The organism is Burkholderia sp. WP9 (genome assembly GCF_900104795.1).
Classification (GTDB): domain Bacteria; phylum Pseudomonadota; class Gammaproteobacteria; order Burkholderiales; family Burkholderiaceae; genus Paraburkholderia.
The window spans coordinates 2,067,775-2,080,880 of sequence record NZ_FNTG01000002.1; the positions used below are offsets into that span (position 1 = coordinate 2,067,775).

At 62.6% G+C, this 13,106-nt stretch carries 9 protein-coding genes; 3 read left to right on the forward strand and 6 right to left on the reverse strand.

All coding sequences use genetic code 11. The features are described from left to right. Positions 1 to 3 precede the first annotated feature (3 nt). The 6 genes from BLW71_RS30445 to BLW71_RS30470 all read right to left on the reverse strand — a co-directional run bounded on the left by BLW71_RS30445 (position 4) and on the right by BLW71_RS30470 (position 9,885). The gene (locus BLW71_RS30445) at positions 4 to 1,197 is read right to left on the reverse strand and encodes an acetate/propionate family kinase (protein WP_091805936.1); all 1,194 of its coding nucleotides are present in this window, start codon (positions 1,195 to 1,197) and stop codon (positions 4 to 6) included. Then, positions 1,194 to 2,639 (reverse strand): bifunctional enoyl-CoA hydratase/phosphate acetyltransferase, encoded by a 1,446-nt coding sequence (locus BLW71_RS30450; RefSeq protein WP_502686840.1) that lies wholly within the window; start codon positions 2,637 to 2,639, stop codon positions 1,194 to 1,196. The genes BLW71_RS30445 and BLW71_RS30450 overlap by 4 nt, the downstream gene beginning before the upstream one ends. Beyond that, positions 2,608 to 4,398, reverse strand: coding sequence for a PHA/PHB synthase family protein (locus BLW71_RS30455; RefSeq protein ID WP_091809068.1), 1,791 nt, complete (start codon positions 4,396 to 4,398; stop codon positions 2,608 to 2,610). The genes BLW71_RS30450 and BLW71_RS30455 overlap by 32 nt, the downstream gene beginning before the upstream one ends. Positions 4,399 to 4,877: 479 nt before the next feature. After that, positions 4,878 to 5,291, reverse strand: coding sequence for an acyl-CoA thioesterase (locus BLW71_RS30460; RefSeq protein ID WP_091805942.1), 414 nt, complete (start codon positions 5,289 to 5,291; stop codon positions 4,878 to 4,880). A 65-nt stretch (positions 5,292 to 5,356) separates the two neighbouring features. Continuing rightward, entirely contained in the window at positions 5,357 to 6,289 is a 933-nt protein-coding gene (locus BLW71_RS30465) for a branched-chain amino acid transaminase (RefSeq protein WP_091805945.1), read from the reverse strand. After that, complete coding sequence (locus BLW71_RS30470; RefSeq protein WP_091805948.1) at positions 6,286 to 9,885, reverse strand: indolepyruvate ferredoxin oxidoreductase family protein; 3,600 nt, start codon at positions 9,883 to 9,885, stop codon at positions 6,286 to 6,288. Before BLW71_RS30470 ends, BLW71_RS30465 begins: the two co-directional genes overlap by 4 nt. Positions 9,886 to 9,980: 95 nt before the next feature. Here BLW71_RS30470 and BLW71_RS30475 point away from each other — a divergent pair, with 95 nt between their 5' ends. From BLW71_RS30475 to BLW71_RS30485, 3 genes are all read left to right on the forward strand, one after another. Next, entirely contained in the window at positions 9,981 to 10,886 is a 906-nt protein-coding gene (locus BLW71_RS30475) for a LysR family transcriptional regulator (RefSeq protein WP_091805951.1), read from the forward strand. A gap of 231 nt (positions 10,887 to 11,117) precedes the next feature. Next, positions 11,118 to 12,200 carry a LacI family DNA-binding transcriptional regulator gene (locus tag BLW71_RS30480; protein ID WP_091805954.1) on the forward strand — a complete coding sequence of 361 codons (1,083 nt, stop codon included), beginning with the start codon at positions 11,118 to 11,120 and terminating at the stop codon, positions 12,198 to 12,200. A 193-nt stretch (positions 12,201 to 12,393) separates the two neighbouring features. Next, positions 12,394 to 13,065, forward strand: a complete 672-nt coding sequence (locus BLW71_RS30485) for a cysteine hydrolase family protein (protein WP_286162221.1) — start codon at positions 12,394 to 12,396, stop codon at positions 13,063 to 13,065. Positions 13,066 to 13,106 lie beyond the last annotated feature (41 nt).

The window sequence follows — 13,106 nt, forward strand, 5'->3', positions numbered from 1 at the left end:
AATTCATGATTTCATTGCCTCGCGATGCAGTACCGCAATAGCCTCGTTGGCGATGATCTGCTCTTCGTCTGTCGGCAGCACGAGGACCGTGATCTGGCTGCGGGCGCTGCTGATCACACGCGCATTGCTGTCGTTCGCATCGCGATCGAGTTCGACGCCCAGCCAGGCGAGGCGCTCGCATACGGCAAGTCGCACTTCGGGTTGATGCTCGCCGATCCCGGCTGTGAAGACCAGACTCTCCAGGCCGCCGAGTGTGGCGGCAAGCCGCGCGACCTCGCCCGCAATACGAAAAGCGAACAGATCGAGCGCTTCGCGGGCTTCCGGGCGGTGGCTTGCCTGCAGCTCGCGGCTGTCCGCACTGATGCCGGAAACACCGAGCAGGCCGGACTGCTCATACAGCATATGCTCGACCTCGCTGACGCTGAGACCCTGCTGTTCGAGCAGGTGAAGCACGACGCCGGCGTCGAGCGCACCACATCGCGTCGCCATGGGAATGCCGTCGAGTGTCGAGAAACCCATGCTCGAATCGCGACTTGCGCCGGCCTCGAACGCGCACAGGCTCGCGCCGCTGCCCAGGTGCGCGGCGATGACCTTGCCGCGTGCGAGTGGCGGGAACTGAAGTTCGAGCTGGCCGCGAATGAATTGATATGACAGACCGTGAAAGCCGTAGCGCTTGATGCCCTTGTCGAAGAGTCCGCGTGGAATCGCGAAACGTTGGACGAGAGCCGACTGCGTGCGATGAAATGCCGTGTCGAACGACGCGGCCTGCAGCAGATGAGGCCGCAGGTGCCGAATCGCTTTGATCAACCGGACGCTCTGAGGCTGATGCAACGGCGCAAGCGGGACCAGCGCGGTAATGGCCTCCAGCGTTTCGTCAGTAATGGCGACGGGACCGGCGAAGCGATCGCCGCCATGCACGACACGATGACCGACTGAAACGAGATCGTCGAGCGAAAAGTGCGTGGCGAACCAGCCGAGCGTTTCGTCGAGCACGTCGTGCAGATCGTCGGTGACGGCGGATTGCAGTGCGATGTCCGTCGTCTTGCCGTCGTTCACGAGATGCAACTGCAACGGTTGGTGCCGGAAGTCGATCATGCCCTGGCCGATTCTCACGGCTTCACCGGCGACCACGCGGAACAACCCGATCTTGACCGTCGAAGAGCCAGGATTGAATGTGAGGAGCAGTGGGGCGTTCATGATTCGAGCAGATCGCCAAGGCTGCTTTCGGCGACGAGCCTCGCCAGCGCGACCGACGCGAGGCGCACCCGCAGGCTATCGGCGCGGCTCGTCAGGATGATCGGCAGTCGCGCACCGACAATGAGCCCTGCGGCGTCGGCTCCGGCGAAATAGACTAGCTGCTTCGCCAGCATATTGCCCGCCTCGAGATCCGGAACCAGCAGGATGTCCGCCTGACCGACCACCGGCGAGTGAACCCCTTTCGTCTGCGCCGCGGCAAGGCTGATCGCGTTGTCAAAGGCGAGCGGTCCGTCGACAAGCGCACCGGTTATCTGGCCGCGTGCGGCCATCACGGTAAGCGCCGCCGCGTCGAGCGTGGTCGGCATTGCCGGATTAACGGTTTCAACCGCGGCGAGCACGGCGACCCGCGGCTGCTCGACGCCCAGAACATGCAGCAGGTCGATCGCGTTCTGACAGATATCGCGCTTTTGCGCGAGGGTCGGCGAGATATTGACCGCCGCGTCGGTAACGATCAGCGGCTTGGAGTAAGCGGGGATGTCCATGGCGTAGACATGGCTGATCCGTCGGCCAGTCCGCAGGCCCGATCCGGCGGCGACGACCGCGGAGAGCAGTTCATCGGTATGCAGGCTGCCTTTCATCAATGCGGCAACCTTGCCGGCTGCGCCCAACTCGACGGCGCGCGCGGCGGCGGCGTGACTATGCGCGACCGCTTCGATCGTGATGCCGTCGAGACTCACGTTGGCGGCCTCGGCGGCGGCGCGGATCTTCGCTTCGGGTCCGATGAGTAGGGGATCGAGCAAGCCTGCGTCACGCGCCTCAAGGACTGCCTGAATGACGTCCGGTGAACACGGGTGCACGACGGCCGTGCGCAGTGCGGTATGGGTGCGCGCTTCACGAATGAACGCCTCGTAACGGTCGTGCCGGCGCACGGACACTTCAGGCTGCGGGGAGGGATGCCAGACAATCGGGGCAGACGGCGCAATCACCGTGGCCGTGCCGAGCAGGACAATGTCGCCCTTCTGGTTCGTGCAGCGCGTGTCGAGCAGCACGATCCGCTTGTCGGGGCGCTTTTCCTTCACCGTCACCGTGGCGGTGATCGTGTCGCCCGGCGTGACCGGATGGCGAAACTGCAGGTCCTGATCCAGATAGATGGTGCCAGGGCCCGGCAGCCGGGTGCCGAGCAGCGCGGAGATCAGCGCGCCGGTCCACATGCCGTGCACGACGATATGGCCGAACATGTCGCTCGACGCGAAGGTCGCGTCGGTGTGCGCGGGATTGACGTCGCCCGACACGGCGGCGAACAGATCGATGTCGAGCTGCCCCGCTGTCCGCTCGAGCGAGGCGGATTCACCAATCGCCAGTTCGTCGAAGGTCCGGTTATGCAACTGAAGATCGTTCACGAGTGCCCCCTCAGTTCTGGAAAACGTAGGTGCCTGGCGCATCCGCAAGCGCGTGCGCGCCCGGCTCGGTGCCGATGGCCGGCGGCGCGACCCGCTCGGGACTCGATCGGGCCTTGAGCCAGTCGGACCAGACGGGCCACCACGAGCCTTCCTGTTGGGCGGCGGCGGCCGTCCATTCGTCGGGGCTCACGAGCAGATCGTCGGCGGCGGTCTCCTTGATTCTGAATTGCCGGTGCGGGTGGCCCGGTTCGCTGACAATCCCGGCGTTATGACCGCCGCTCGTCAGCACGAAGGTGATTGCCGTGTCGGCAAGATCGTGAATCTTGTAGACCGATCGCCACGGCGCGATGTGATCGCGTTCGGTGCCCACCACGAACATCGGCGCCCGGATGTTGCGAATCGAGATCGGGCGCGCGTCGACCTGATATCGGCCGGAGGCGAGGTCGTTGTCGAGGAAAAGTTGACGCAGATATTCCGAGTGCATCCGGTACGGCATGCGGGTGGCGTCCGCGTTCCAGGCCATCAGATCGATCATCGGGGCGCGCTCGCCCAGCAGGTAGTCATGCACGATGCGCGACCAGATCAGGTCGTTCGATTGCAGGAGCTGGAACGCACCGGCCATTTGCCTGGCATCGAGATAGCCTTGCGACCACATCATGCTTTCGAGGAAATAGACTTCGCTGTCGTCGATGAAGAGCTGCAACTCGCCCGGCTCGGTGAAATCCGTTTGCGCCGCGAACAGCGTGACCGATGCCAGCCGATGATCGCCCGAGCCGGCCATTGCTGCCGCAGCAATCGACAGCAGCGTGCCGCCGAGGCAATAGCCGGTTGCGTGGATCTTGTGATCCGGGACGATCTTCGAGACGGTGTCGAGCGCGGCCATGACACCGAGTTGCCGGTAATCCTCGAGACTGAGGTCGCGGTCGTCGGCGTCGACGTTGCGCCACGAAATGCAGAATACGGTGTGTCCCTGTCCGACCAGATAACGGATCAGCGAGTTTTGCGGCGACAGGTCCAGGATGTAGTACTTCATGATCCAGGCGGGGACGATCAGCACAGGCTCGGCGATCACCTCGTCAGTCGTGGGGCTGTATTGAATCAGTTCGATCAGGTGATTGCGAAACACGACCTTGCCCGGCGTGACGGCCAGATTGACGCCCACCTTGAACTGCTCCAGTCCGGCAGGCGGCATGCCGCTCGCCTGGCGTGTGGCGTCTTCGAGTGCGTTGCCCGCACCTTGAACCAGGCTCAGGCCCGCTGTCGACATAGCGCGCTGGAATACCTCCGGGTTGGTGAGCGGAAAGTTGGTAGGCGCCAGCATATCGAGCAACTGTCGCGCGACGAACGACACGACGTCTTCATGGTGACGCGTGGTACCGGGGACTTCGCGCGTTGCGGTATTCCACCATTGCTCGGCGAGCAGGAATGTCTGTTGCCACAGCCGGTACGGTTCGGTCTGCCACACGTCGGCACGAAAGCGATCGTCTTTCGGCGACGGCTCCGCCGGCAAGGGAGCGTATGCGCCGGAAGAGACATGGGCGCAATAGTCGGCGAGACGCCGTGTGTTCAATACCCAAAGCGACGCGAGTTCCAGTTGCTTGCCGGGTGCCGCCGCGAGATGGATAAGCCAGTCGGAGAATGCCGCGCCCAACGCGGCCGGCGACAGGCCCGCCGTCAATCGCGCGATCATCGCCTCTTTGGCGTGATCCAGTTCCCGGAAGGGTGCGGCTGAAGCGGAGGCGGCGGATCTGTCGGGCAGTGTGTGATTGCCTGCGGCAGCCAACCTGGAGCGAGTGTCCATCTGAATTCCTTTTGATTGCCCTGTGCGCACGGCGACATGGCCGAACGCACTGACGACAGCGGGATAGCTATGACGGATGAGCCGCGCCGGGTCGACTTGTGTCGGTGACAGCAGCAATTGCTGGCACGACGAAATCGCGGGCGGACGGAGCGTTTTATGCTCCATGATTGTGCGGCGCAACAAGTGTCGTGAATGTGACTTTAGCGGCGCCCTGGGCGTCGCTCTTGATCTGGGTCAAGAGACACCCGGTCGGCGGTTCGCCGCGCAAGGCACAGGTGATTGGTCGTTTTTAGATGTGACCTGCTGCCTTGATTTCAGTCACGTTGGCACGATGCCAAACGCGTCGGGCGTGACAATTCAATGTTGTCGGCGAGCTGGGGTTCGTGAGGAGCGGCCCCTCTACAGTTAGCCGATGGGATTCGGCGAGGCCACGCATAGGGTCGGGGTGGCAGAAGGTGCGGAAACGGCGTCAAACAGCGTCAAACCGCTTCAATGGGCGGCAAGGGGCGTGGCTTTCGCGCCGAGTCAGTAGCGACAAAGGTCAGCGTGGCCTCCGTCACCTTGACGAGGTCCGCGGCCATGCCCATGCGCTGCGCGAACACTTCCACGTTGACGGTGATCGACGTACGTCCCTCGCGGACGATATTCGCGTAGAAGCTCAGCAGGTCGCCGATAAAAACGGGCTGCCTGAACGTGAACGAATTGACGGCGATGGTGACGACGCGTCCGTTCGCGCGTCGGCTCGCGGGAATCGATCCGGCGATATCGACGTGTGACATGATCCAGCCGCCGAACACATCGCCGTGTACATTGGCGCTCGACGGTTGGGGCACGACGCGCAGCACGGGCATTGCGTCGGCGGGAAGGCGTTCTGATGACGAAGAGTGGGGCATGATGGTCCGGTGTCGTAGGTAGGCCGGGAGCGGCGCGCCGGCGCCCGGCCCGTGCAAAATCGAGTTTAGCGGGCCACGTGCGTGAGCCAGTGCGCGTAGCGCTCCGACTTGCCGGCCACCGCGGCGAAGAACGTTTCCTGCAGCGACGCGGTGATTGGTCCGCGCTCGCCGTTGCCGATCACGCGATCGTCGAGTTCACGAATGGGCGTGACCTCCGCTGCCGTGCCCGTGAAGAAGGCTTCGTCGGCGCAGTACATTTCGTCGCGGGTAATGCGTTTTTCGACGACCTGAAGGCCTTGGTCCCGTGCGATTTCCATGACCGACGCACGCGTGATGCCGTCGAGGCACGAGGCAAGGTCCGGCGTATACAACACGCCATTGCGCACAATGAAGACGTTTTCGCCCGCTCCCTCGGACACATAGCCTTCCGTATCGAGCAGCAGCGCTTCGTCGTAACCATTGCGGGTGACTTCGCGATTGGCCAGGATCGAATTGATGTAATAGCCGCTCGCCTTGGCGCGCACCAGCGACACATTCACGTGGTGGCGCGACAGCGACGAAGTCTTGACACGAATGCCGCGCGTGAGGCCCTCCTCGCCGAGATAGCTGCCCCAAGGCCATGCAGCGATGCCCACATGAACTGTATTGCCGCGCGCACCGAGGCCCATCTGTTCGCTGCCGAGCCAGACAAGCGGGCGCAGATAGCACGCCGTCAGCCGATTGCGGCGCACCACTTCCAACTGAGCCTCGCGAATCGTTTCGAAGCTGAAGGGCACGGCCATTTCGAAGATTTTCGCGGAATTGAAGAGTCGTTTCGTATGGTCGTCGAGCCGGAAGATCGCCGGTCCCGCAGCGGTTTCGTACGCTCTGACGCCTTCGAATACCGCCATGCCGTAGTGGAGCGAATGAGTCAGAAAGTGAAGTTGCGCGTCGCGCCACTGCACCAGTTCGCCGTCGATCCAGATCACGCCATCACGGTCGTGCATGTTCGTGTTCATATCGCTTTTTCGAAAAGTGAGGAAGATGAAACGGGTGACATGTTGGCCGCATCGGTCCGGTATTCGGCAAGCCAGCGTTCGCGCTTACTCGCCGCGGCGAGCACGTTGCGCTCCTTGACGTGACCGAAACCGCGAATCTCGTCGGGCAGATTGGCGAGCTTCATCGCTGCATCGAATCGGGCGGTGTCGAGCGTTACGCAGAATTCGTCGATCAGCGTGAAGTACTGCTCGATCAACTCACGTTCATTGCGCCGTTCCTCCGTCTTGCCGAAGACGTCGAACGCCGTGCCGCGCAGGAATCTGAATTTTTCGAGTACGCGGAACATGGTGAGCGTCCATTGCCCGAATCGTTGTTTCTTCAGGTGGCCGTGTTCATCGCGTTTGGCGAGCAATGGCGGCGCGAGATGGAACGCGAGCTTGTAATCGCGACCCGGTTCGCCTTCGAACTGTGCGCGCAACTTGTCCATGTAAGCCGGATCTGCATAGAGACGGGCGACTTCATACTCGTCCTTATAGGTCATCAGTTTCGCCAGGTTGCGCGCGACGACCGGTGTGAGGCGCGGTTTCGCCCCACCCATGACAGCCGTTTCCTCCGCGCGCAGACGTTGGACGGCTTCAACATAGCGCGCCGCATAGCGCGGGTTCTGATAGCGACTCAGCTGCTCGACGTGACGCTCGATCAGCCGGTCCAGCGATTCCGGCATCTGCACGACAATGGCCTGCTGCGCGCCGCTCGATGGCGCGAAAGCGTCCACTCCTGCTTCACCGTGCTGTGCGACATAGCGTCCCCATGCAAACGCCAGACGATTTTTTTCGACGGCCACGCCATTCAGTTCGATCGCGCGATCGAGACTTTCGTAACTAAGCGGCAGCCAGCCGCGTTGCCATGCAAAGCCGAGCAACAGAGGATTGGCATAGAGCGTGTCGCCTAACAGTGCGAGCGCGAGACGATTGGCGTCGATAAAGTCGCAGTCTTCGCCGATGCTCGCGCGCAGATCCAGTTGCGTCTGATCGGCCGGAAAGCGCCAGTGCGGATCCCGCACGAATTGCGCGGTCGGCGTGGCGCCGCTGTTGATCGCTGCTTTCGTCACGCTGTGTTGCGTGCGTGCCAGCACTTCAGCGGAAGCGGAGACGATCGCGTCGCAGCCCAGTATCAGGCGTGCTTCACCAGCCGCGATCCGCGTGGCGTGCAATTGTTCGGGTGTCGCGGCGATCTGCACATGACTGAGCACGGCGCCGCCTTTCTGCGCGAGCCCAGCCATATCGAGCACGGTGACGCCCTTGTTTTCGAGGTGAGCCGCCATGCCGAGCAAGCCGCCGATCGTCACGACGCCGGTTCCGCCGACACCTGTCACCAGCACGCCATACGGCTTCGACAGTGACGCAATCGCGGGCCGGGGCAGTGCCGTGAAATCGGGCAACGCGGCGGCGGATGCATGCTTGGCGGGCTTCTTCACCTGCGCGCCTTCCGCTGTGACGAAGCTCGGGCAAAAGCCTTTCACGCACGAAAAATCTTTATTGCAAGACGACTGGTTGATCTTGCGCTTGGTGCCGAGCGCCGTTTGCAGCGGCTCGACCGACAGGCAGTTCGATTGCACCGAGCAATCGCCACAGCCTTCGCATACCGCGTCGTTGATAAAGGCGCGCTTCGCCGGATCGGGATAGGTGCCGCGTTTGCGACGCCGGCGCTTTTCGGTCGCACACGTCTGGTCGTAGATCAGAATCGACGTACCCGCCACCTCGCGCAACTCGCGCTGCAACCGGTCGAGTTCGTCGCGGTGATACACCTTGACGCCTTCCGGGAGGCGCACGTTCGCGTCGTATTTCTCAGGCTCGTCGGTGACAATCAGCACTTGCTTCGCGCCTTCGGCCACGACCTGAAACGCGATCTGCGGGACCGTGAGCACGCCGTCCACCGGTTGGCCGCCGGTCATCGCGACCGCGTCGTTGTAGAGCACTTTATAGGTGACGTTCGCACTCGCAGCAATGGACGCGCGAATCGCGAGCAGGCCGGAATGGAAATAGGTGCCGTCGCCCAGATTGACGAATACGTGCCGCTCGTTCGTGAAATGCATCTGGCCGGTCCACGCAACACCTTCGCCACCCATCTGGCTGAAGGTCTCCGTCTTGCGATCCATCCACATCGACATGTAGTGGCAGCCAATGCCGGCCAGTGCGCGCGAGCCTTCCGGCACGCGAGTCGACGTGTTGTGCGGGCAGCCCGAACAGAACCACGGTTGCCGTTCCGTCACGGAACGCGGCGTGGCCGCCTCACGTTCCTTGGCCTCGATCACGGCAATGCGCGCCTCGATCCGCGCGCGCAGATCCGCTGGCAGATCGGCTTTGGCGAGGCGCCGGGCGATCGCTTTCGCGATCAAGGCCGGCGACAGCTCGTAGTGCGCGGGCAAGAGGGTCTGTCCGCGCGGCACGGACCATTCGCCGCCTTCGTCGTCGCGCTGGTCGAACTTGCCGAATACTTTCGGGCGCACGTCGTCGCGCCAGTTATAAAGTTCCTCTTTGAGCGCGTATTCGAGAATCTGGCGTTTTTCTTCGACCACCAGAATCTCGTCGAGGCCAGTGGCGAAATCGCGTGCGTTCTGCGCATCGAGCGGCCATACGCAGCCTACCTTCAGCACGCGTATGCCGATACGCGCGCAGGTTTCGTCGTCGAGCGAAAGATCGGCGAGCGCTTGCCGTACGTCGAGATACGCTTTGCCGGCGGTCATGATGCCAAGGCGTGGGTTGGGGCTGTCGATCACCACGCGGTTCAGCCTGTTCGCGCGAATGTAGGCGAGCGCCGCATACCACTTGTAGTTGAGCAGACGCGCTTCCTGCGTGAGCGGCGGGTCGGGCCAGCGGATATTGAGGCCGCCTTCGGGCATCTCGAAGTCGTCCGGCAGGACGATCTGCAAACGGTCCGGGTCGATGTCGATCGACGCGCTCGATTCGACTACGTCCGTAACGCATTTCATCGCGACCCACAGACCCGCGTAGCGGCTCATGGCCCAGCCGTGCAGACCGTAGTCGAGATACTCCTGCACGCTTGCCGGATACAGCACCGGAATGCCGCTGGCCACGAACATATGCTCCGACTGATGCGCGACCGACGACGACTTCGCCGCATGGTCGTCACCCGCCAGCACGAGCACGCCGCCGTTCGGATCGGTGCCGGCCGAATTCGCGTGCTTGAAGACGTCGCCGGTGCGATCGACACCCGGCCCCTTGCCGTACCACATGCCGAATACGCCGTCGACCTTGGCGCCCGGCCAGAGATTGAGTTGCTGCGTGCCCCACACGGCGGTCGCCGCGAGATCTTCGTTCACCCCCGGCTGAAACACGACATCGTGTTCCTTCAGATGCTGCTTCGCTTTCCATAGACCCTGATCGAGCGCGCCGAGCGGCGAGCCGCGATAGCCGGATACATAACCCGCGGTGTTCAGGCCGGCGCGGCGGTCGCGCGCCTTTTGCAACATTGGCAACCGCACCAGCGCCTGAGTGCCGCTCATATAGACGCGGCCCTTTTGGAGTGTGTATTTATCGTCGAGCGATACGTTGGCAAGCGCGTCACGTAGCGGGGGCGTTAGCGGGGCGTTCATGGTGAAGTCTCCGGCGGCTTTATTGGGGCGGAGTATAGGAAGCGGAATTTCCAACGTAAAATCACGAATACCGAATCCTGCTATTCGAAAAACACATGTCAAAAGACGTTACCCTGCGGCAGATGCGTTACTTCGTGGCGGCAGCCCAGAGCGGGCAGCTTTCGATGGCGGCGACGGCTGAGCACGTGTCGCAATCGGCGATCACCAATGCGGTGCTGGCATTGGAGGAAACCCTGGGTACGCGGCTCTTCGAGCGCCTGCCTCAGGGCGTTACGTTGACGCCGGACGGGCACGATTTCCTGAACCACGCGCGGCACATACTCGATTCGGTGCGCGACGCGGTCTACAAGGCGCCGTTCCGCTCGCACGATCTGAAGGGAACCGTGCGCATTGCTGCGTCGTATACGGTGCTGGGGTACTTTTTGCCCGAGTTGATGGGGCGTTTTCGCGCGACGTATCCGGACATCGAAATCGATCTGCATGACCTCGACCGCGAGTCGATCGAACAGGCCGTGCTCGATGGAGTCGTCGATCTCGGTATCGTCCTGCTGTCCAACGTCGAAAATATCAGGCAATTCCGGCACCACGTGCTGATCCGGTCGCGCCGGCAGTTGTGGACTTCTCCGACCCATCCGCTCACGCAACTGAACGCGCCTTCGCTCGCGGATATCGCAAGTTATCCGTACATCCTGATTACCGTGGACGAAGGCGAGCAATCGACGCTGCGGTACTGGAAGCAGAACAATGTCGAACCCAACATCGCGTTTCGCACCAGTTCAATGGAAGCGCTGCGCGGTCTGGTGGCGCATGGCTTTGGCGTGACGATTCTGTCGGATATGGTGTTTCGTCCGTGGTCGCTGGAAGGCAAGCGGATCGACGCGCGGCCGATTCTCAACGCGATTCCCCAGATGGACGCGGGCATGTTGTGGCGCAAAGGCGCAACGCTGGATACGCCGGCCGTTGCGTTTCAGCAGTTCCTCATTCATGCATGCGGGAGTTGAAAGCGAGGAGTGGGCGGAGCGACGAAAGAGGCGGTGCATCGCCCGAATCCACGTCGCAGTTTCACGTGTATCTGTTTTTCGCATACCCTGGCGGCTGTTTTCTGTCTGTAGGTGGGGCCGCTCATTTCCGCCGCGAAGCCGCGCCGGCATTGGCCGGAGCCGGGACGCACTATAATCGGCTCGATGCATCGATTCATTAAGAGTCGATCGACGACCTTTTCGCCTTCCGTCATGCCCAAAGAGAAAGCCAGCAAACCCGTTCAGCCCGCGTTGCGCAGCCGCAAATCCCCCCAGGGTTCGCCCACCGTGCAGGACGTCGCGCGTCTCGCGAAGGTGTCGGTCGGCTCGGTGTCGCGTGTGCTGAACGGCCGCGAGAATGTGGCGCCAGCCATTCAGGAGGCGGTGCGCGCCGCGGTGGCCGAGTTGAATTTCGTGCCGAACGTGGTGGCGCGCAGCATGCGCAAAGGCAGTTCCAGCGCAATCGGCTGTCTGATTTCGGACATCACGCAGCACACCGCCGCACAGATGGTCAGCGCCGCCGAAGAGCGTCTGCGGGCGAGGGGTTTCGAAATTCTGATCGCCAATTCCCACTACGATCTCGAACGCGAGCGCGCCATTCTGTCGAGCCTGAAGCAGCGCCGTATCGACGGATTCATCGGCGCGATTTCCGACGACGAAACGCCTTCCTATTTCAACTTCCTACATACGCTGAATATGCCGGTCGTGCTGTGGGAGCGCGATGCACAGGGCGAATTCAATTCGGTCCTGACCGATCACGCCGACGGCTGCCGCCAGGCCGTGCGCTATCTCGCATCGCTCGGACATCGCGCCATTGCGCTCGTCGCCGGTCATGAAAACACGTGGGTGGGCCGCGAGATGGTGCGCGGCTATCAGGCCGCGTGCGAGGCCGCCGGCATCGCGCTCGACCCCGCGCTCGTGCTGCGTACCAGCGCCTTTAACAAGGAGGTCTGCCGCGCCTTGCTCAGCGGTCCCGACCGGCCCTCCGCCATCATCGCCACGCTGAACGACGTGGCCATCGTGCTCGAAGTCGTGCGGGAAGCCGGGCTGTCGATTCCGGCCGACCTGTCGGTGATATCGATCGGCGAGCACGAGTATTCGGGCATCGCGTCGCCGGCGTTGACCGTGGTGACGCAAAACCCGCGTGATGTCGGCCGCGAAGCAGCGGACATGATGTTGCAACTGATCGACGGCACCGCGCCGTCCGGCATCCGCCGCTCGAAACATCCCATGCGGATGATCGTGCGCGAGTCGTGCGGCGCGCCCCCCAGCGCTGCACGCCGCAGAAAGCGCTAGCCGGATTCGATCCCAGGGTTTATCCGATCGCAAAGTTTCTTGACAGCGGATTTTTCGCCGCCGACAGTGCGTACCTACCTGTAGTGAATCGATTCACCAAAACGCGAGGCGCAATATGAGCGACAGGAAGAACGGGGTACAGTCGGGTCAGGACAACAGCAAGGGCGGCGGCCGCGCAGGCCGCCGACGGTTTATGAAAACGGCGGGCGTGTTTGCCGGCGCAGTGGCGACCGGACTGGGTCTCGATGGCTGCGGGGAGGGCGGAATCAGCGCCGCGTCCGCGCAGAGCGTGGGCGCGCGGATTCCCGCGATCGTGCCGGCGCAAACGGCGCTGGTGGTCATGCATTATCAGACCGACATCCTGGCGCTCTTTCCGGCCGTCGCGCCTACTCTGCTCGCCAATACACGCAAGCTGTGCGATGCCGCGCGGGCTAAAGGCGTCAGCGTCTACTTCGCCAAGATCCAGTTCAGTCCGGGCTATCCGGAAGTCAGTCCGTTGAACAAGAACGGGCAGGGGCTCAAGCAACTCGGCCTTTTCATCAACGACAGGATCGCGCCGGAACTCGGCCAGCAGGCCAACGAGCCGCTCATCATCGGGCATCGGGCCAGCGTATTTTTCGGCACTGATCTGCAGGCGCGGCTTTCCGCGCAGGGTATCGATTCGCTGATCATGGCCGGCATTGCGTCGACCGGTGTGGTGCTGTCGTCAGTCGCCTATGCGAGCGATTCGGACTTCCGCTTATACACCGTGAAGGATTGCTGTTTCGACCCGGATCAGGTCGTCCATGATCATCTCTTTTCCACCGCATTCGATTCGCGCACTGCGGTGCTGTCGCTCGCCGACGCCTCGCTGCTGCTCGCCTAGGCCCGTCGCAACGCGCGCTGAACCCGCCAACCAGGGTTTCC

Bases quoted from the DNA above. Each gene is read 5' to 3' on its own strand.
- BLW71_RS30480 (WP_091805954.1), top strand. From the start codon at position 11,118: ATGCCCAAAGAGAAAGCCAGCAAACCCGTTCAGCCCGCGTTGCGCAGC.
- BLW71_RS30455 (WP_091809068.1), bottom strand. From the start codon at position 4,398: ATGGACACTCGCTCCAGGTTGGCTGCCGCAGGCAATCACACACTGCCC.
- BLW71_RS30475 (WP_091805951.1), top strand. From the start codon at position 9,981: ATGTCAAAAGACGTTACCCTGCGGCAGATGCGTTACTTCGTGGCGGCA.
- BLW71_RS30445 (WP_091805936.1), bottom strand. From the start codon at position 1,197: ATGAACGCCCCACTGCTCCTCACATTCAATCCTGGCTCTTCGACGGTC.
- BLW71_RS30450 (WP_502686840.1), bottom strand. From the start codon at position 2,639: ATGCGCCAGGCACCTACGTTTTCCAGAACTGAGGGGGCACTCGTGAAC.
- BLW71_RS30485 (WP_286162221.1), top strand. From the start codon at position 12,394: ATGAAAACGGCGGGCGTGTTTGCCGGCGCAGTGGCGACCGGACTGGGT.
- BLW71_RS30470 (WP_091805948.1), bottom strand. From the start codon at position 9,885: ATGAACGCCCCGCTAACGCCCCCGCTACGTGACGCGCTTGCCAACGTA.
- BLW71_RS30460 (WP_091805942.1), bottom strand. From the start codon at position 5,291: ATGCCCCACTCTTCGTCATCAGAACGCCTTCCCGCCGACGCAATGCCC.
- BLW71_RS30465 (WP_091805945.1), bottom strand. From the start codon at position 6,289: ATGAACACGAACATGCACGACCGTGATGGCGTGATCTGGATCGACGGC.